The 20,293-nt window shown below is 40.3% G+C and carries 15 protein-coding genes and 1 pseudogene; 2 read left to right on the top strand and 14 right to left on the bottom strand.

The window, feature by feature from the left end; translation table 11 throughout:
• Positions 1 to 104 precede the first annotated feature (104 nt).
• The 3 genes from H7T98_RS05560 to H7T98_RS05550 all read right to left on the bottom strand — a co-directional run bounded on the left by H7T98_RS05560 (position 105) and on the right by H7T98_RS05550 (position 6,927).
• Positions 105 to 3,866 (bottom strand): glycoside hydrolase family 66 protein, encoded by a 3,762-nt coding sequence (locus tag H7T98_RS05560; RefSeq protein WP_037604084.1) that lies wholly within the window; start codon positions 3,864 to 3,866, stop codon positions 105 to 107.
• Positions 3,867 to 4,251: 385 nt separating this feature from the next.
• Positions 4,252 to 4,695: a D-aminoacyl-tRNA deacylase gene (gene dtd, locus H7T98_RS05555; RefSeq protein WP_002889739.1), complete on the bottom strand. Its 444-nt coding sequence runs from the start codon at positions 4,693 to 4,695 to the stop codon at positions 4,252 to 4,254.
• A gap of 12 nt (positions 4,696 to 4,707) precedes the next feature.
• On the bottom strand, positions 4,708 to 6,927 hold the full coding sequence (locus H7T98_RS05550; RefSeq protein ID WP_037604083.1) for a RelA/SpoT family protein: 2,220 nt from the start codon (positions 6,925 to 6,927) through the stop codon (positions 4,708 to 4,710).
• Positions 6,928 to 7,095: 168 nt separating this feature from the next.
• On the opposite strand from H7T98_RS05550, the gene nrdI reads away from it, so the two are divergent.
• Positions 7,096 to 7,554: a class Ib ribonucleoside-diphosphate reductase assembly flavoprotein NrdI gene (gene nrdI, locus H7T98_RS05545; protein WP_022496522.1), complete on the top strand. Its 459-nt coding sequence runs from the start codon at positions 7,096 to 7,098 to the stop codon at positions 7,552 to 7,554.
• Between the two features lie 42 nt (positions 7,555 to 7,596).
• On the opposite strand, the gene H7T98_RS05540 is transcribed toward nrdI, so the two are convergent.
• The 9 genes from H7T98_RS05540 to tig form a co-directional block, all read right to left on the bottom strand.
• Positions 7,597 to 10,137, bottom strand: coding sequence for a bifunctional 2',3'-cyclic-nucleotide 2'-phosphodiesterase/3'-nucleotidase (locus H7T98_RS05540; protein WP_175057377.1), 2,541 nt, complete (start codon positions 10,135 to 10,137; stop codon positions 7,597 to 7,599).
• 165 nt (positions 10,138 to 10,302) lie between these two features.
• Complete coding sequence (locus tag H7T98_RS05535; RefSeq protein WP_175057376.1) at positions 10,303 to 11,046, bottom strand: 16S rRNA (uracil(1498)-N(3))-methyltransferase; 744 nt, start codon at positions 11,044 to 11,046, stop codon at positions 10,303 to 10,305.
• The gene (gene prmA / locus H7T98_RS05530) at positions 11,047 to 12,000 is read right to left on the bottom strand and encodes a 50S ribosomal protein L11 methyltransferase (protein ID WP_175057375.1); all 954 of its coding nucleotides are present in this window, start codon (positions 11,998 to 12,000) and stop codon (positions 11,047 to 11,049) included.
• Between the two features lie 10 nt (positions 12,001 to 12,010).
• The gene (locus tag H7T98_RS05525; RefSeq protein ID WP_175057374.1) at positions 12,011 to 12,907 is read right to left on the bottom strand and encodes a GIY-YIG nuclease family protein; all 897 of its coding nucleotides are present in this window, start codon (positions 12,905 to 12,907) and stop codon (positions 12,011 to 12,013) included.
• Between the two features lie 3 nt (positions 12,908 to 12,910).
• Positions 12,911 to 13,345 (bottom strand): NUDIX hydrolase, encoded by a 435-nt coding sequence (locus tag H7T98_RS05520; RefSeq protein ID WP_175057373.1) that lies wholly within the window; start codon positions 13,343 to 13,345, stop codon positions 12,911 to 12,913.
• 15 nt (positions 13,346 to 13,360) lie between these two features.
• The gene (locus H7T98_RS05515) at positions 13,361 to 13,831 is read right to left on the bottom strand and encodes a DUF3013 family protein (RefSeq protein WP_175057372.1); all 471 of its coding nucleotides are present in this window, start codon (positions 13,829 to 13,831) and stop codon (positions 13,361 to 13,363) included.
• 94 nt (positions 13,832 to 13,925) lie between these two features.
• Entirely contained in the window at positions 13,926 to 15,530 is a 1,605-nt protein-coding gene (locus H7T98_RS05510; RefSeq protein WP_117647281.1) for a CTP synthase, read from the bottom strand.
• Positions 15,531 to 15,782: 252 nt separating this feature from the next.
• Positions 15,783 to 16,358 (bottom strand): DNA-directed RNA polymerase subunit delta, encoded by a 576-nt coding sequence (gene rpoE / locus H7T98_RS05505; RefSeq protein ID WP_002885605.1) that lies wholly within the window; start codon positions 16,356 to 16,358, stop codon positions 15,783 to 15,785.
• 157 nt (positions 16,359 to 16,515) lie between these two features.
• The gene (tig, locus tag H7T98_RS05500) at positions 16,516 to 17,799 is read right to left on the bottom strand and encodes a trigger factor (RefSeq protein ID WP_002889721.1); all 1,284 of its coding nucleotides are present in this window, start codon (positions 17,797 to 17,799) and stop codon (positions 16,516 to 16,518) included.
• A 142-nt stretch (positions 17,800 to 17,941) separates the two neighbouring features.
• Between tig and H7T98_RS05495 the strand changes: the two genes are divergently transcribed.
• On the top strand, positions 17,942 to 18,784 hold the full coding sequence (locus H7T98_RS05495) for a mechanosensitive ion channel family protein (protein ID WP_175057371.1): 843 nt from the start codon (positions 17,942 to 17,944) through the stop codon (positions 18,782 to 18,784).
• 112 nt (positions 18,785 to 18,896) lie between these two features.
• On the opposite strand, the gene H7T98_RS05490 is transcribed toward H7T98_RS05495, so the two are convergent.
• Positions 18,897 to 19,394, bottom strand: a complete 498-nt coding sequence (locus tag H7T98_RS05490) for a sigma-70 family RNA polymerase sigma factor (protein WP_175057370.1) — start codon at positions 19,392 to 19,394, stop codon at positions 18,897 to 18,899.
• Positions 19,395 to 19,945: 551 nt separating this feature from the next.
• Positions 19,946 to 20,113 (bottom strand): annotated as a pseudogene (gene tnpA / locus H7T98_RS05485) (IS200/IS605 family transposase); the annotation flags it as partial.
• Between the last annotated feature and the right edge of the window lie 180 nt (positions 20,114 to 20,293).

Genomic DNA, 20,293 nt, shown 5'->3' with positions numbered 1-20,293 from the left:
TCCTTTGACACAATATTCAAACCATTTCTATTGTATCACAATTTTCAGAAAAAATAGCAGCCAGTATAAAGAAAACTCCTTGTTTACACAAAGAGTTCTTCTTATTATTTATCAACTTTTTTTGACATCAAGAAGTTACGGAGAGCTGCAAGGGTTGCCGCACCTGCAAGGACAATAGCTGTAAGGATGGCTACAGCATGTTCTCCCCACTTGTGAGATTTTGCTGTTTTAGCAATTGTAGCCTTAAGGTCTTCAGTTGTTCCTTTTTCACCTGCTTGCGTCGTTGTCTTACTTGCAAGGTTAAGATCTTGACTACCACTGTAAGTGTTATCTGACGAAGCTGTATTGACAAGGTCTTGACGGCTACTGCGAGTATAGCTGACATTTGTTGTAATACTATCAATCATCTCAACAATATTTCTGATTGTTGTTGCATCGTACAAGCCACCCTCAGTATCTTTCAAGATAGATACTGCTAATTTTTCAATAGAAACTTCTGAAGAAGCTGCTACCATAGAGTGAGATTCTGAGCTTGCTGTTTCTGAATATCTTGCATAGTTGCTAAAGAGTGATGCTGCTTCTGTAATCGTTTCAGAAGTACTTGGTAAGGTTTCTGAGACGCGAGGAGCTACAGAGAGTCTATTCCAACTATTGATGTTTTCTGATAGTCCATCAAGGACGACTTCCTCTGATGTGCTTACTGTTTCTGAAATCGCCGAAGTCACTTCTGAAGTGCTCACTTGACTTTCTGATTCTGTCAATGAAACAGCTGGTTCTTCAACTACTTCTGATTCTGAAACGACTGTGCTGATTGAATTCTCTGATTCAGATGCTGAAGTCTCTGAAGTTGATGCTTCTGAGATAATATCAGTTTCTGAGACCTTCGATGATACTGTTGTGCTTTCTGATACTTCTGACGGAGCAACTGAGACAATTGTGCTTGTAGTTTCTGAAACAAGGCTAGTGCTTGCTTGACTCTCTGATTCTGTCAAAGAAGCCACTGGTTCAACTACTGCATGTGATTCTGAAATTGCTGTCGTCGTTGGAATTTCTGACTCTGAAGTTGATGCTTCTGAACTATTTTCAGTTTCTGATGCTTCCGATGATACTATTGCACTTTCTGATACTTCTGATGAGGCTGTTGAGGCAGCTGTGCTTGTAGCCTCTGAAGCTGGTGTAGTGATTGAATCTGACGCTACTGTACCTTGATCCGTATTAGATACTGAGTTGTCATCTTTCTTATCATGTGCGGTCTCTGACACAGCTATCGCCACTGGAACAGCTGCTGAGTTTACTAACTCGTCAACTGATGGTGCTGGTTTAGTTGTTTCATCGAGTTTAGGAGCTTCAACAGATGGTTTCTTATCAGTTGGAGCCTCTGAACCTTTGTTTACTGTTGAATTTTCTGATTTAGCTGTTTCTGAGCTTGCTTCAGATGTTACGGTATTATCTGCTTTCTTACCAGCTTGGTTAGTAACTGGTTTCAAGATAACTGGTTCTACCGGTGTTGCTGTTGTGTCTTCCTTGATATAGAGCATGTTCCAAAGAGTTAGTTTAGGAACTGAAATGACAAGCACTGGTTGACCATTTTCATCTGTTTCAAGACTTGCTTGTGCCTTCTTCATGCTTGAAGTTGCCCAATCATCTGGTGACGTCACATAGACTTGATTGGCAATTTTAGCAGCTTCTTGAGCTGTTTTACCTGCTAGGCTAAGACGAACTGTGAGATTTTCTTGTGCGTCCGGTGTTTTATTGTCCGCATAACCCTCTTCATTATGCCAGCCCGCATTGATGCCCATCATATTAATCATTTGAACAGTTGAGAAACCTTTTCCTGATTTAGCAAATGTCCAAACTTGATCTCCTGTCACACCAAGAGCATCTTTAGAAAGGATTTCACCAGAAGCATTCTTGGTAGATACGGACTGAGTGCTGTTTGTCACACCCTCACCACGGAGAAGATTTTCATAAGCAGTGATAAACTGTTGGTAATTGTAAAGCTTACGAATAGTGTCCTTAGCTACACTGAGGTATTGCGTTGGGTAATAGGCACTTTGAAGAACGTTAAGGGCTGCATTAGCATTGGCAAGGGCTGCAATGGACATGTGATAGCCACCGGCTGCAGCTACTGTCGCATCTACGAGAAGTGTCGCGTCAGCTTGCAATGGTTTACCAGCAAGGGCATCTTTACCCGCACCGTTAGTTGCTTTTCCGCCAGGAACAGTATAGTCAATACCTGGTTCTTCCATGTAGGCACCAACGATAAGTGATTTACCAGTTTTATTGCGTACCATATCGATACGTGCTTTCAAATCACCATAGGCAACCTGCATACGTCCTGGAATAACTGAACCACCATTTGTCCAAAGCTCATTATAAACAACATCTTGACGTGCCTTGGCTAGTTTATCATCATTACCACCATTAACATCATTGATTGTGATGTAGTACTTTTCACCGATGAGGTCCTTCATGGCATTAATAAATGACGCATATGAATCAGACATCATGTGTGAGTCAGCCTCGTCTGTACTGTTACGGTGCTCATAATCAGTCACACGGTTGTCACCAATTGTATCACCTTGCCAACCATCGAATCCCATACGATCCATAGCTGATTTCATGACACCTGCGATGTATTTTTGCCAATCTGGATTCGCCGGATCATAGTAAACTTGAGTTGGGTTATCACCGATAGTGTAAGTCATCGGTTCACCCTTCTTACCAAAGCTATCGTAGAAGTTATAAGCCAAAGCAGCAAGTGGAAGGGCCGGATTCTTTGGATTTGAATCTGCTGAAATCATGTTATAAAGCATGGCAACAGCACCTGAATTATGAACTTGATCAACCAATTCTTTAACAGCCTTAGTGTCAACTTGAGTGTGACTCCAGGTATTCCATTTTTGAACAAAGCTATCGACACCCTCTGGGAAAGGATCTGTAGCTTCATTATAAGCATCATAGAAGAAATATGAATTGATATTCATAGACTTCATGAGCTCAAGCTCTTTACGGTAGGCTTCAAGATTTTTAACAAGAATACTGTTTTGATTAGTTGGCGAACCTGCTACGATACCGTAACGTGGGAAAACTGTCCAATCATCTTCAACAGACAAGCCAGCACGCTTGCTTGACAAAGTACTACCTGATTTATCGTTGACACTGATTGTCACCAAGTAACCTGTATTGTTTGTCAACCACTCTGACGCTACTATCAAGTTTGAAACCTTAGCTGAGGTTCCTGCCGCTAGCGTAAGGTCAACGTTATCTTGACCGATGATCTCTGAAGCATGTTGAAGTGTCAAGTTGACAGTCATCGTCTTAGTTTCTGCTGTTGGATTAGACACAACAACAGAATAGTTAATATCACCATCTGTCTTGCTATAAGCAGCTTTTGTTGTTTCTGGATCTGTCAAGTAAGCATCACCATTTAAGTTTTGCTCTGTCACTTCTGTAACTGGTGTCACTTGAGCAGTTGAATGGCGTCCTGCTTCAGTAGCATTATCAGATGATGATGTGATGGTTTCCACAGCAGCTGACTCAGGATCTAGTGCTTCACTGGCTACAAGCATTTCTGAGCTAGCACTCTCTGCTGACACAGCTTGTGAAAATATTGTAGAAGCTGTTGCTGTTGTTGCAGTATCTGTCGCAACAGCGGCAGATGATGGACCTACTTCTGTTGTCGCAACTGGAGCAACTGCCTCCGTTGGTACCACCACCAAGTTATCTGCTTCAGTTGTAATGACTGGTTTTGTTGCTTCTGAACTGACCATGCTATCTGCCTTGGCGACCTGATTCATCCCTAGGACACCGCCGGCTACAAACAACCCTGATAATAATTTAGTTGACGCTACTTTCTTTGACATATCTCTCTATCCCTCTAAAAAAAGTTTAAATCACCTCGGCGTTTCAAATTATCACTATTGGTATTTGCATGCTGTGAACTCGAGTTATTTTTTAGTTTCATAAAAATCGCTTGGTGTTTCTTATGAAACTAATGTTAACTTAATCTTTTTTGTAAGACAAGGGAATTTCCGGCAATCCTCGTAAACGGTAATTTTTTCATCATGAATGGTCAGATTTTTTCAGAAATTTGAGAAAAACATTTTCTAATTTCATTAAATATTCACTTGGTTAAGCCTACTTAAAATAACAAAAATAAATCCCAAATAATGAAAATCGAGCACCTAAATTGCCCATACGATGAGAGTAAAAAAAACCACCTCTCACACAAGGCGAGAAATGGTTTGTTTATCGATTTTTAGTATCTAAAATAATGGTCACAGGTCCGTCATTGACCAGACTAACCTGCATATCTGCACCAAAGCGTCCTCTTTCTACAGGAACATGAGCTGACAAGGATTGGTTGAAATCGTCATAGAACTGGCTAGCCATGTCAGGCTTTGCAGCTCCCGTAAATGCTGGTCTATTCCCTTTTTTCGTATCTGCAAAAAGCGTAAACTGAGAAATCGACAAAATCTGGCCATCAATATCCTTAACAGAAAGATTCATCTTGCCATCTTCATCTGAAAAAATACGCATATTGACAATCTTACGAACTGCATACTCTAGGTCCTCTTTGGTATCCTCTGGACCAACTCCGACCAAGAGTAAGAGCCCCTGTTTAATGGCACCAACCGTAGAATCCTCAATAACCACAGAGGCACTTTGCACGCGCTGAATCACAATCTTCATCGCAGTAACTCCTTAACCATTTGTACGTTTAACGCTATAAACGTCTGGGATAATTTTAATCTTATCCACTAGACCGGTCAATTCAATAAGGTTTGCAATTTCAAAGCTAACGTGAATATTGGCAAACTTCATGTCCTTAGTCGGTTGCGCATTGACCGTAGCGATGCTCTTGGTCGTATTTGACAAGATTTGAAGAACATCATTCAACAGACCAGAACGGTTAAGGCCATAGATGTCAATCTCTGCCAAATAAGATTTATTGGCATTACGTTCATCCCACTCCACTTCGATTAAACGTTGTTCATAACCTTCTTGACTCTTGATATTATTACAATCTGAACGGTGAATAGCGATACCACGACCCTTGGTAATGTAACCTTCAATCTCATCTCCAGGAACTGGGTTACAGCACTTAGCGATACGCATGAGGAGACCTGAAGCACCTTGAATGATAACGCCATTTTCACTCTTAACCTTAAGAACTTCTTTCTTCTCAGTCTTAACCTCGCCACCGTTCATTAGCTCTTCAGCTTCAGCTTTTGCCTTAGCACGCTCTTCCTCACGGCGTTCTTTTTCTGTCAGACGATTGAAAACAGCAGCAGCACTAATTTCGCCAAAGCCAACAGCGGCATAGAGAGCCTCTTCACTACGCACACTCATACGAGGGAGAATTTCCTCAATATGTTTCTTGTCTAGGTACTTATTGGCAATATAGCCATGCTCTTGGAAGTAGGCAATCAAAAGCTCACGACCCTTGGTGATAGAAGCTTCCTTATCCTGATTCTTAAAGAATTGTCGAATTTTATTTCTGGCCTTGGTTGTCTTGACCATCTTAATCCAGTCACGACTAGGACCAAAAGAATTGGCATTAGTGACAATCTCAACCACATCACCTGTCTTAAGTTTGGCAGTCAAGGGAACCATACGGCCATTAACCTTAGCACCTGTAGCCTTCTCTCCAACTTGGGTATGGATAGCATAGGCAAAGTCAATAGGTCCTGAATCTTTAGGCAATTCCTGAACAGCACCATTTGGCGTAAAGACATAAATACGCTCTGAGAAGATATCCTCTTTAACAGAGTCTACAAATCCCATAGCATCACCATTTGAGGCATCTTGAAGTTCAACAAGATCTTTAATCCAGTTCATTCCCAAAGCGGACTCTTTTGAATCTACCTTGCCCTTAATCCCTTTCTTGTAAGCCCAGTGAGCTGCAACCCCGTATTCGGCAACTTGGTGCATTTCCTTGGTACGGATTTGGATTTCAATAGGTCCTTTTGGTCCATAAACCGTTGTATGGATAGACTGGTAACCATTGGATTTAGGATTGGCAATATAGTCTTTGAAACGGCCAGGCATCGGACGCCAGAGCTCATGAATATATCCCAACATGGCATAAACATCACTGTGCGTCTCCATAACACAACGGATGGCAATCAAATCATAAATTTGATCGAAGCGCTTTTTCTTGTCGCGCATCTTACGATAAATAGAGTAGATATGCTTTGGACGACCATAAACATCACCAACAAGTCCTTGTTCAGCTGTGTAGGTCTTAATTTTATCGACAATCTCGTCCACAAGTTCCTCACGCTCACGACGTTTTTCCTTCATCATGTGAGAAATCTTGTAGAATTCCACCTCATTAAGGTAACGGAAGGACATATCTTCCAATTCCCATTTGATACGACTGATACCCAGACGGTGAGCCAAAGGAGCATAGATTTCCATGGTTTCACGAGAAATGCGCTCTTGCTTATCCTTGCGAAGATGCTTTAGGGTACGCATATTGTGTAAACGGTCGGCCAATTTAACCAAGATGACACGGATATCCTTAGACATGGCCATAAGCATCTTACGGTGGTTTTCAGCCAACTGCTCCTCGTGGGACTTGTACTCAACCTTACCAAGCTTAGTAACACCGTCTACGATATTTCGTACATCCGTACCAAAATCCGTTTCCAAATCATCGAGCGTTTTTTCGGTGTCTTCAACGACATCGTGTAAGAAACCACAGGCTACTGTCACTGCATCAAGATGAAGGTCTGCCAGGATACCTGCCACTTGAATAGGGTGAATAATATAAGGTTCTCCTGACTGACGAGATTGCCCACTATGAGCATCTGTCGCATAATGCCAGGCTTTTTCAACTAATTTCAAATCATCTGCTGACATGTAGGCCGAGCAAATGTCTAAAATTTCTTCTCCTGTTACATTTTTATCTTTAGCCATGATTTCTTCCTTCGCTTCTTTATAATAACCTTTATTTTATCACTTTTACAAGTAAAGAAAAAGAGCTAGATAGGCAATTCTTAATCACAAGGAGCTAACTTGAAAAGCACAACATCTTGTGTTAGAATGATTGAGCAAACACAAGATATAGATAGAAAGAGGACGCTTATGTCTCAACTTACCCTCGTTTATATTAGTCTAAGTGGCAATACCCAAAGCTTTGTCAAACGTATGTCTGACTACCTATCCCTCAACCACGGGATTGAATGTCGCCAAATCAATATTAAAGAGCTTAATCATGAAACCTTCCAAGTAGATGAACCCTTTGTCGCACTCTTGCCAACCTACCTTGAAGGTGGAAATGGCGTGGACAATGGAGATGTCGAAATCCTAACCAATCCACTGGGAGATTTTATCGCAGCCCATGATAACCACAAACGTTGCTTTGGTATCATCGGTTCTGGTAACCGTAACTTCAATAACCAGTACTGCCTAACCGCCAAACAATACAGTCAACGTTTTGGCTTCCCTATGTTGGGAGACTTTGAGCTTCGTGGCACACAGTCTGATATCGAACGTCTGGCACCTATTATTCTAGAAGCACAAAAGAACTTTAACCAACGCTAAAACTACAGCAAAAAAGCCCCTGACAGGGGCTTTTTCCTTTGCTTAATTTTTTTCGTGTTTTTTGATTCCAAAGAATCCAGCCAAGGTCATAAGAACCATACCAGCTAAAGTTGCTGACATAGATTCGTCTGAACCAGTGTTTGGCAAGGCCTTAACTGAACTTGAACCTTGAGTTTCTTGCACTTGATCTTGAGGTAAGATAACGACTTGAGCGTTTGACAATTGGATAGCTGAAGCAGGTTTAGCCATGCTAGCAACTGCAGTAGCATTTGGTTTCACATGCTTAGTTTGGTCTGCCATCTCAACACCTTTTGGTGACTTCTCAGATTCTTTCTTAGTCGTATCCTCAACTTGATTTGCCTTTTCCTTAACAACAAAGCGGTACTCTGCAAATCCTGCTTGTGTTGATGGTCCTACATAACTAATGGCATCCTGACCAGCAAGGTGGGCACGTGCATTGTCAGATGAGGCAAAACGGATATCTGCATTCGTAATATTAGGAACGAAACTCCAATTTCCATCAGCCGTTGGGTTAATCGTTTTCTCACTAACGATATAATCAATGATTGCCTGACGATTCTCAAGATTGAGGAGACGTTTTTCTGCAGCATCCTTAACACCAGGGAAGTTACCAGTCGCACGATAGTTGTTAGTCACGACAAGGAAAGTCTGATTCAAATCAATGGGTTTACCTTGATAAGTCAAGTCACGAACACGACTAGCATCTGGGTTAACCAACTTACCTTCACGATCGTATTTGTTAGGTTGTGTCAAATCAAACTTATAAGTCAACCCATCAATCACATCGTAATTGTATGAGCGATAGCTACTATTAATGAGTTGTTGTGGCTCTTTGCTATTAGGATCAATTTGATTGAACTGTCCTGCAGACATTTCCAACCATTCTTTTATTTGTGCACCAGTCACCTTGAGTAGGGCAGTAACATTGTCGTAGAGGTAGAGGTCCGCGACATTCTTAATGGCTAATGGTCCTGCTGGAATATCGGTATAGTAGGTCGCATCCCCACGAGTCCCCGCCTTGAAAGGTGCTGCAGCTGAGAGGAGTGGAAGATTCGCATCTGCTGTTCCCGCTACTTGTTTTTTAGCATACCATAGTTGTGCATTATTAACGATTTGAATAGATGGATCGTCCTGAACCTGAGCAAAATAGCTAGTAATTGGTGCAGTAGTCTCACCAACTTCCTTACGAACATAGTTGATTGTTCCATTATGGTCATGAGCAGCCATATTAATTAAGTCCTTGTCCGCAACATCTGACTTAGTATCAATCTTTTCAAGCTTGGCCTTACTGTTAACAACTTTCCATTTACCATCCGTGTAAGTCAATTTGACATCCATGATGCCTAGATGATCTCCGAATTTACCAGCCATAACCACAGGTTTCCCATTGATGAGACCATTGACATCATCTACACCAGGGTATTTCGCATAAAAACTTGTACCATCTCCATTTGGGAAATCCGCATGAGAATGCCCTGTCGCAACAGCATCAACACCTTCGATACCAGCAATTTGGTAACCTTCATTTTCCTCATTCTTAGTGTATTCATTGTCACCAATACCAGAGTGAGCAGCAACAAGGATAAAGTCAGCTCCTGCAGCCTTCATCTTAGGAACGATAGCCTTAACAGCCTCCATTGGATCATCCACAGTTACCTTACCTTCAAGGTTGGCCTTATCCCAAACCAAAATCTGTGTTGGAAGGACACCTGTAATACCGATTTTTAGCGTTACCTGTTTGCCATCTGTATCAGTAAAGGTCTTGTTAACAATCTTATAAGGGTTGTAATAGTAGTCACCTGTCTGAGCATTACGCACATTGGCATTGATAATGTTAATCTTAGCAGCCTTAACCATACGATCCAAAAATTCTAGACCATAGTTAAACTCGTGGTTTCCAAGTGTTTCGGCATCGTAGCCCAGCATCTCAAAGGCCTTGTACATAGGGTGAGTCTCACCTTGGGCAACAGGGTCAATCAAAGCCTTATAAGTCCCAAAAGGAGTTCCCTGAATCGTATCCCCACTGTCCACTAAGACCGTATTGGGATTAGTTTCACGGGCTTTTTTGATAAGAACAGCAGTTTTAGACAAACCAACTGTTTGAGACGGCTTATCTTGATAATAATCATAGTTAACCAAGTTGGTATGAAGATCTGTTGTTGACAAAATCTGCATATCAACGGTCTGCCCCTCATGAGCAGGCTCTGTAACAGTTTCAGCCTGTACTGGCACTGCCGGTGTCACCTGATTGGCATTCGTCAAAACAGCACTGGCTTCTTGACTTGCTTGGGCCGTTGAGGTATTAGCTGATGGCTCTGCAGACGCATTTGTCGCTACTGCTGTTGCTGTAGTAGAAACAGTTTCTGTTCCTCCTTGAACAGCTGTTCCCGAAGTTCCTTGTCCAGATACGGCAACAGTCCCACTATCTGTCACAGTTTCAGTTGAAGTAGTTGGTACTGGTGCGGTTGCCTCATCAGCATGACCTAGGACTTGTGGCACAGTCAAGAGAGCAAAAAGGCCCAAAACCACAGCAGATTGAGTCACATAACGATTCGTTTTCATTAAAAATCTTCCCCTTTTATAAAGATAGTACAATTATATTAAATCTAAATAAGATTATCAACTTTTTTAGAAATGCTCAATTTGTCATACAAAACTAATGGCACGATGCAATCTTAGCTTAAAAGTGTCAAATACAAAAAAAGTTGGAACAAGGCCAACTTTCTCTTACTTATTCAATTCCAAGGCATAACTGACACTACTCAAAGCGTAGAGAGGAGCGGTTTCCGTCCGCATAATGCGCGGTCCAAGGCCAATTTTAACACCGCCAGCTTCTTCAAAGGCATCAATCTCAGACGGAGAGATACCACCTTCTGGTCCAAAGATAAAGAGAATTTTCTGACCACTCTCTACCTGAGCCAACTCACGAGCTAGAGTAGCCAACTCACCTGCTTTGGCTGTTTCCTCATAGGCGATAAAAATCTTATCAAAATTATCTAATTCTGATAGAAATTCCCCTTTTTTCTCGAACAATCTGACTTCTGGAACACGATTACGCTTAGATTGTTCTGCAGCTCCTAGACCAATCTTGGCAAGTTTATCTTCCTTCTTGGCTAGCTTCTTACCATACCACTTAACCACAGACCAGTCGGCAGGGAAGGCCCAAATAGCCTGAGCTCCAAGCTCTGTTGCCTTTTGTGTCACCAACTCCAGTTTATCTCCCTTGGGAAAACCTGAGGCAATGGTTACAGAAACAGGCATCTCGACATTATCAGTTAAATCTTCAATCACTTCAAAGACGTGATTCTCACGGTCAGTCACACGCGCAAGACGCTTGATACCATCTTCAAAAACCAAGACAACCTGATCATCCTCTGTCAAACGCATAACGTTAAACATATGCTTCACAGTATCCTTATCCTTGATGATTACTGGATTTTCAACCTTCCCCTTTATAAAATACTGTTGCATTTAGCCTCCAATCACACCTGAAATATCATCTGTCTTCTTGAAGACACAAGCATTCCACTCTCCCTGAACCATGTGAGTTTCTAGGAAGAAACCTGCTTTCTCAGCCGATTCACGCACCATATCCCATTTTTCAGAGATAATGCCTGACATAATCAAGTAACCTTCATCCTTAACCAAACGGTAGGCATCTTCTGTCAGATGAATGAGAATGTCCGCCAAAATATTAGCCACGATAACATCAGCTTCTTGCGTCACACCCTTCAAAAGATCTCCCGCAGCAACGTGGATATTTTCCATATCAGGATTCATATCAATATTTTCCTGTGCCACTCGAACCGCCACATCATCAAGGTCATAAGCGTAGATTTCCTTGGCACCAAGCAGAGAGCTAGCAATCGAGAGGACTCCTGAACCAGTCCCCACATCAATCACCGTCTCACCACCACGAAGCACCTGCTCCAAGGCAAAGAGGCTCATCTTAGTCGTTGGATGTGTTCCTGTCCCAAAGGCCATACCAGGATCTAGCTTGATAATCTTCTCACCTACTGATGCCTCATAATCCGTCCATGACGGTACGATAGTCAAATCATGGGTAATGCGAGCTGGTTCATAGTACTTCTTCCAATTCTCAGCCCAATCCTCTTCAACCAATTCTTGAGTAGCCAAGTGAATATCTCCTGTTTCAAGACCAAAATCCGTTAACTCAGCCAAACGCTCATTAACCTGCTTGGTAATGGCCTCGATATCTGCTGATTCCGGATAATAAGCCGTAATTTTAACCGTCTCTACCTGCTCAACCTCAGGATAAAGTTCCCCAAAACGGTCCGCATTTTCCAAATAATCTGCACTATCATCAATAGCCACACCTTGGCTCCCAGACTCAATTAAAATATTAGAAGCCGCTTCTTCGACCTCGCGATTAACTTCAATCGTTAATTCTTGCCATTTGTCCATTTATTTCTCCTTAATAATATATCATTTCTTCTAATTCTTTTAAGGTCTTGCCATCTTTATCTTTCCAATCCATTCGACCGTTCGTATTCATTCCTAAGACAAATGCTGCTGCATAAGAGGGACTAGAGAAAAGCTGTTTTTCTTGTAAGATACCATCTTTAATTACATTTTCTTTGATTAATTCCTTACGCAATTCCTTCAGGCTGGTAGGTATTGCTGGTGAATCTATCATCTCAACTTGACTACCTTCTAAAACAACAAAACCTTCTGTTGTTCTCTCACATTTCGCCTCAATAATTTGATTTGATTTCTTCATTTTTCTCTTCAAGTACAAATACTGCTCTGCATCATTGCGAGTTTGCTGATCTACATTCGTTGTCATAGGAATAAAAACTCGATACCCCAATGTCCCAACAATCATTAAAACATTTTCAACTACTTCATCCAGTTCAGATTGTTTTTCTTCCGTCACATTCCCAGGATTTGGCTCATTACCATTTTTTACAATGTAACGCCCTGACTCTTTTGCTAACTGAGTAAATTTATTCTCCAAGTAGCTAATCTCTGTGGGGCCAAAGGAATTATTCTGTGTCGTTAAAATTATGACATCATTAAAATAATCTGCATGACTATCACGAGTATGCTCCTGCACACGCAAAAGCACCCCTTCACCATTCTTCCTATTCGTTGCCTGGCCAATGTAAGTAACATTCTTTTGTTTATCTTCATCACGTCCAAATAAGAAATAAATACCAGTTTGTTTCAATTCATCACGTGATTTTAGATCAGCCAATTGAATTCGAGAAATTTTATAAATCACACCAGTCCAATTGGATAAGGTACATTTGATTTTCCCCGTTACTTCACCATCCATAAGAAACATGTTAATGTTTTTACCACGCTTCATAATTTAATACCTCTCCACATAATCACGTACTCGTTCCTGCAACTGGGGAATGACTCCTTCTGCTTTTATAAAATCCTCTATAGGCATTAGTTTAAATTCCTGTCCCTCGTCACCAAAACGAATCTCACGATACTGCTCTTGGCTAATTTGACCAACCACAAAAACAGCTGACCTATCTTTATCCAACATACTAGGATAGATTTTCGACCAAATAATAGATTCCTCTTTCAAAGTCAAGCCCAGCTCCTCCCAGACCTCACGTTGAAGACATTCAAGAGGCGTTTCTTGACCTTCTCTTCCACCACCTGGCAACTCCCATGTATTTGGCCAAGGAATATCTGGTTTATTATCTCTGAGAATGACTAAAATACTTTGCTCTACGAGTAAGGCAGCTTTAACACCTGTAAAATCGAACTGATCTTTTAAATAAGTATCCATCCCTTTTCGCTCCCTTTAATACCTTGGATAAGCAAAAAATTCCTTCTCTTCAAGTTGAGCTTTCCCTTTTTCGAAAGCTTCTTTGTCCCAAACCAAACCGAATTCCTCAGGTCCATCATCAGATAGAAAATCCATCAAGTCACTCAATCCTTCTGTTGCCACCTCATTCAAGGTCTCCGCAAAATAGGACAAAAACTCACGAGATAGACCTTTCTTAGGTTCATATGGAATTGTCACTAGGTAGTCCTCTTCATCAAAACGTGATTTTGCTGGATTATAAAAGAGCACGTAATCCTCAAAAATGACATCTTCATCAGACACTTCACCCTTAGCATCAATAGTCTCCACATTACTACTGTTTTGCGCTTCTAGGATGAACGTTACTTCCACAGCATGATTCTTTTTATCCCAGTCCATCGCAAAATCATAGTCCAGGTGCTTATCCAGTTCTTCTTCTAATACTGACAAAAAGCCGAATTTAGCCATTTGTTTTCCTCGTTCTTTCTTATTATTCCCTTTATTTTAGCATAAAAGGAGCCAATAAAAAACAGAGTAGGCTATCCCACTCTGTCTTAGATAATTATTTAGCATTTTCAACCGCTGCTGTCACAAAGGCACTGTAAAGTTCTTCCGCATGATTTGGACGGCTATGGTATTCTGGGTGGTATTGTGCTGCCACAAAGAATTTCTTGTCTGGGAGCTCCACCACTTCCATCAAACGATTATCTGGTGACACACCTGAGAAGACAAAGCCTTCAGCCTCAAACTGTTCACGGAACTTGGTATTAAACTCATAACGGTGACGGTGACGACGTTGAACAACTTCCTGGTTGCCATAAGCGGCAGCTGCCTTAGAACCTGGTTTCAACTTACATGGGTAAAGACCAAGACGAAGAGTACCACCCATGTCTTCAATGTCAATTTGATCACGCATAATATCGATAATTGGATATTTTGTGTTTGGATCAAGCTCAGCTGAATTAGCGCCATCCAAGTGAAGAACGTGGCGAGCAAACTCAATACATGTCAATTGCATACCGAGACAGACACCTAACATTGGCACATCATTTTCACGTGCATAACGAATAGCTTGAATCTTACCTTCAGTACCACGTTGACCGAAACCACCAGGAACAATAATACCATCAGCATCAGCCAAACGAGAGGCAACATTTTCAGCAGTCAAATCATTAGCATTGACCCAGTCAATATCAATAGCAGTATCATTTGCCAAACCAGAGTGTTTAAGTGCTTCAACCACTGACAAGTAAGCATCGTGAAGCTCCACATACTTACCGACAAGGGCAATCTTAGTTGTCTTCTTAAGATTAAGTACCTTATCAACCATAGCAGACCATTCTGTCATATCTGCAGCTGGAGCATCTAGTTTCAAATGATCACAAACGATTTGATCCATACCTTGAGCCTGCATATTAAGTGGCACTTGATAGATATGTTCCACGTCGAGTGATTCGATAACAGCCTCAGGTGCAACATCACAGAACTGAGCCAATTTATTCTTAATTCCTTGACCAGCAGGTTGTTCTGTACGAATAACCAACATATTTGGTTGGATACCCAAACCACGCAATTCCTTAACAGAGTGTTGCGTTGGTTTTGTCTTCATTTCACCAGCAGCCTTCAAATAAGGAAGAAGCGTTGTGTGGATATACATAACATTATCAGAACCCACATCAGCCTTCATTTGACGAAGAGCTTCAAGGAATGGAAGACTTTCAATATCCCCAACCGTACCACCAACTTCAGTGATAATGACATCTGAATCAGTCGTTGTCGCTGCACGCTTAATCTTGTCTTTCAAAGCATCGGTGATATGCGGAATCACCTGAACAGTCGCACCAAGATACTCCCCTTTACGTTCCTTACGCAAAACTTCGCTGTAAATCTTACCAGTAGTCACGTTAGAGTATTTATTAAGATTGATATCAATAAAACGTTCGTAGTGACCAAGGTCAAGGTCAGTTTCAGCACCATCATCAGTGACATAAACTTCACCGTGTTGGTAAGGACTCATTGTCCCTGGGTCAATATTGATGTAAGGATCGAATTTTTGAATCGTAACCTTAAGACCACGGTTCTTAAGCAAACGTCCAAGACTTGCAGCTACAATCCCTTTACCAATTGAAGATACCACACCACCAGTGACGAAAATATATTTTGTCATGTTAACTCCTTATAATATTATTCAAAACAACTACAGATAGTAGATTGATTACCCACTCAAATAATCACGACAGCCCTTTCCTAGTACCTGATTGGAGCAGTACAAAGTACCTCACCTTAGACAAGTCCAGTAAATGACTAAAAACAAAAATGACCCCCAAGAGTTTCACTCTGGGAGCCTTAATCATGACCTCTTCAAAAGAGGTGCCCGATAAATAGTCTAAACTATCCAAGACCATTTGTCAATGAAAACTTAGTCGTTTGACTCATCCTCATAGTCATCGTCATCATCTTCTTCTGACAACTCAACATCATCCAAATCATCATCTGGAATAATTTCATTCAACTCAGAGTCATAAGATTCCACTTCGGCTTTCTCATCATCTTCGCTATCGTCGTCATATTCAAGACTATCAGAATCAGGTGTGAAGTTTTCGTCTTCTGGATCATCGTCATTATAATCGATGGCATCTTCATCACCATCCATGAAGGCATTAACTTTCTTGTTCTTACGTTTTGGTGCATTTTCATCAGTATCTTCCAATGTGATGACCTCTTCATCGATTTCATCAATTGCATACCATGAACGCAAGCCCCATTTGTTATCACCTAGTGGAATGAAACTTCCATCCGTATTCAAATCTGAATAAAAGAATGGCAAAGCATTGCGGATATCAGCATCCGATTTTTCTAAGTAATTTTGAATTTCATTGACCAAATCATTGAAATACATTTCATTATCACGACCACGTGTTTCTAAGATAGCACGGGCCACTTCAATCATTGATAATTCACTTTTTTCTTGTCCAGCAAATACGTCTAGTTCCAAAGTGGTTCTCCTTCATTCTTACTCAAGCTAGTTTCCATCAGAAATAGCTCAGCAATCAATTTTTCGCTACCTTTTATTTTACGCTAAAAAGAGTCAATAGTCAAAGCATTTATAGAAGAAAAAATCAAGTCTCAACAGAAACTTGATTTTAGTCATATTATTTAACTTTTGCTGTGCTTGTGATAACTTCAACAGCTTTCTTCATAGTGATATCGTGTTTAAGCATTTCAGGTGAAAGAAGTGCAGAAACTTGTGATACTTCCATGTTGTACTCAGCTGCAAGATCATTGATTTCTTTTTGGATTTCTTCTTCTGTAGCGTCGAATCCTTCAGCAGCAGCAACAGCTTCGATAACAAGGTTAGTTTTCACACGTTTGTCAGCGTCAGCTTCATATTGTTTGTGAAGATCTTCTTGAGTTGTACCAGTGATTTGGAAGTACATTTCAGGAGAGATACCTTGACGTTGCATGTTACCCATGAATTCGTTCATAGCACGGTGAACTTCGTCTTCAACCATTTCTGCTGGCAATTCAACGATTTCAGCGTTTTCAACAGCCAAATCAAGTGCAGCACCTTCAACAGCGTCATCAAATGCGATTTCTTTAGCTGCTTCAAGTTCCTTACGGTATTTAGCTTTCAACTCGTCAAGAGTTTCAACTTCATCGTCAAGATCTTTAGCCAACTCATCATCAAGAGCTGGAACTTCTTTAGCTTTAACTTCGTTAACTTTAGTAACAAATACAGCAGCTTTACCTGCAAGGTCAGCAGCTTGATAGTCTTCTGGGAAAGTTACTTTAACTTCTACTTCATCACCAGCTTTTGCTCCAACCAATTGGTCTTCGAAACCTGGGATAAATTGACCTGAACCAAGTTCAAGAGAGTGGTTTTCACCTTTACCACCATCAAATTCAACACCGTCTACTGAACCAACAAAGTCGATAACAACAGTGTCGCCATTTTCAGCTGCACCTTCTTTAACAACCAATTCAGCCAAGTTTTTGCGTTCGTTTTCAAGCTTAGCATCAACTTCTTCATCAGTAACTTCTTTAGAAGCTTCAACTGAAACTTCAAGATCTTTATATGCACCAAGTTTTACTTCAGGTTTTGTAACAACTTCTGCAGTAAGTGTCCAATCTTGACCTTTTTCAATTGATTTTACATCAATTTTTGGTTGTGCAACAACATCAAGACCAAGTTCAGCAATCGCTGCTTCATAAGCTGCTGGAAGAATTGCATTCAAAGCATCGTCGTAAAGAGCTTCTTCACCAAATTTTTGGTTAAATACGGCACGAGGCATGTGTCCTTTACGGAAGCCTGGAGCGTTCAAATTCTTTTTAACCTTGTTAAATGCTTGATCCAAAGCTGGTTGAATTTTATCTTGACCGATAGTGAATGTCACCACACCACGGTTAGTGGCTGTGTTTTCAAATGATACAGACATGTAGTCATTCTCCTTAAAATTTTTTATAGATACAGTTTAGTTTACCATATTTCAAAGCCTTTTAAAAGTTTTTTTATCCAATTTAATCACAAGAAAATCGTTAGAAACTGCTACTTTATCAAAATTTTGATAAACTAGATCTATGAATATTTTACAAAGATACATCCAACAATTTAATTTTGAAGAGACCCTAATGGTACTCATTACGAAAGGGATTAAACTCCTTATTCTCCTCATCATCTTTCTTCTTAGTAAGAAGATTATCAACTTCCTTTTTAAACATACAGTGGGACGCTCTCTAGCTTGGACAATTCAAACACCTGCTCGACAAAAAACCATTGAACGATTACTACACAATTGCATGAACTACGTGCTATACTTCTTCCTTATTTACTGTCTTCTTAGTATCCTTGGGGTCCCAGTATCTAGCCTCCTTGCTGGGGCAGGACTTGCTGGAGTTGCTCTTGGTCTAGGAGCTCAGGGCTTCCTATCTGATGTCGTTAATGGTTTTTTCATATTGTTAGAAAACCAATTTGAAGTCGGTGACGCAGTTGAAGTAGGAGCCGTTACAGGCCTTGTTTCAACCGTAGGTATTCGAACTACTCAAATTCGAGGATTTGATGGAACCCTCCATTTTATACCTAACAGAAATATCACAATTGTATCCAACAAATCTCGAGGGGACATGAGAGCTCAAATTGATATCCCAGTCTATCCGTCAACCGATATCAATAAAGTGACAAGCATCATACAAGAAGTAAATCGAGAAAACATTGAAAACTATCCTCAAATCTGTGGAGCTCCAAATATCATTGGATTAAGCACAACTCCTTCTGGACAACTAGTATTTCGTATTGATATTTTTACGAAAAATGGACAACAAACTCATATCTATGCTGATTTCTTAAAACTTTACCAAGAAGCTCTAATCAAAGAAAACATTGAACTTCCAAGATTCATTGGAAACCCAATAGCAGTAAAATAAATTCTTTACACTACATTAAAAACACTTCAAAAGATAGATAACAGAAATCTACTTTCGAAGTGTTTTTTATGACTTTTACTCAATAATACTAGACTAGAATCTATATTCAAAATTAATCTTCTTCATTATAAGGATCAAAATCTACCATCCAAAATTTTAACTCCCTGATCATCTTTTTTCGACCTCTAAAACATTCTCCAGCTAGCAGACGGTCTAACTTAGTAGCATCTTCCGAAGACAACTGATTACGGAAAGCATTAAGCTGCTCATCATAAACAAGCCTATCTACCGCATCTAACTCTTTATTCGGAAGACAAAAAGCAATATCTGAAATTTCGATATAACATTGTCTATTAGCTTGTCGTTTTACAGACTCCTGTCTTCTAACCTCATCATTCAACCTATTCCTAAACTTAGTTTTGAAATAACGTCGAAGCTTATCATCATCAGACGCTAACTCAGGAAACTTTTTTAAAAGCTGATAAAGTGTCATCATTGCTTCCTGCTCCATATCAGCTTGGTCCCAAAGTTGGATGAAATATTGTCTACTAGCCTTAAGTACAATCGGCCTTACAACTTCATATGCGTGAACAAAAACTTCTTGTTCCATTAAACCTCCTATAAATAGATAAAATATTTGTAATTAAAATAATTACGAAATCTATTATAAGAGATACATAAGAAATAAAATAGAGACATATATGTCACTATAAAAATGGTAGACTCTATAATTTCTGTAGTGGGTAAAAACCACTGTAGAGATTATAGAGCTTTTTGAGTATACACAAAAAGTCCCATAAGAACTATAATGAAAAGCGACCAAACCATCATTAGGAAGAACTCATGAGACTTATTAAGAATACCACAGAATTAATCGGAATTAAAGAGTAAAATATTAAGGTTTCCCTTGTTTTTGAAACTGTCACTCATATCCAGATTTAAACAAAACTAGATTACCCTATACCACTATATCCACTCTAGATATTAGCTTTTCGTCACTCACTACGGTTGACAAACAGATCAGTCAAAACCACCCGTGAGAACCGGTGGCTTGCTCTTCGGCTAAAAGCCTCTGTTACCGGCCGAGGCCTAAAGGCCTACCGAATGGTTTCCCTTCAGCACTACCTTTTGTAATTGATTACGAATATATTCTTCAAGTCACTTCTGATTTCGCCCAACCGTATCAACATAAAACCCTCGAAACCAAAATTTGCGATTTCCAGATTTATACTTTAAATTAGCGTGTCGATCAAATATCATTAAGCTACTTTTACCCTTTAAATATCCCATAAATGAGGAAATACTTAGTTTCGGTGGTATACTCACCAATTAGGGGGACTTTTTTGATACATCGCTAAAAGCTTTTCGGAACCACTAGCACAGCTAGTGGTTTTCGTAAAACAAAAAAAGCTAGACCTGCGTCTAGCAATGAGAATTATACTCCGCCAGTAGGACTCGAACCTACGACATCATGATTAACAGTCATGCGCTACTACCAACTGAGCTATG

It is taken from the genome of Streptococcus sp. 23.2 (assembly GCF_016648665.1).
In the GTDB taxonomy this organism is placed as follows: Bacteria; Bacillota; Bacilli; order Lactobacillales; family Streptococcaceae; genus Streptococcus; species Streptococcus salivarius_E.
The sequence above is the reverse complement of the archived record's forward strand: the minus strand, read 5'-3'. Positions and strand labels throughout refer to the sequence as shown.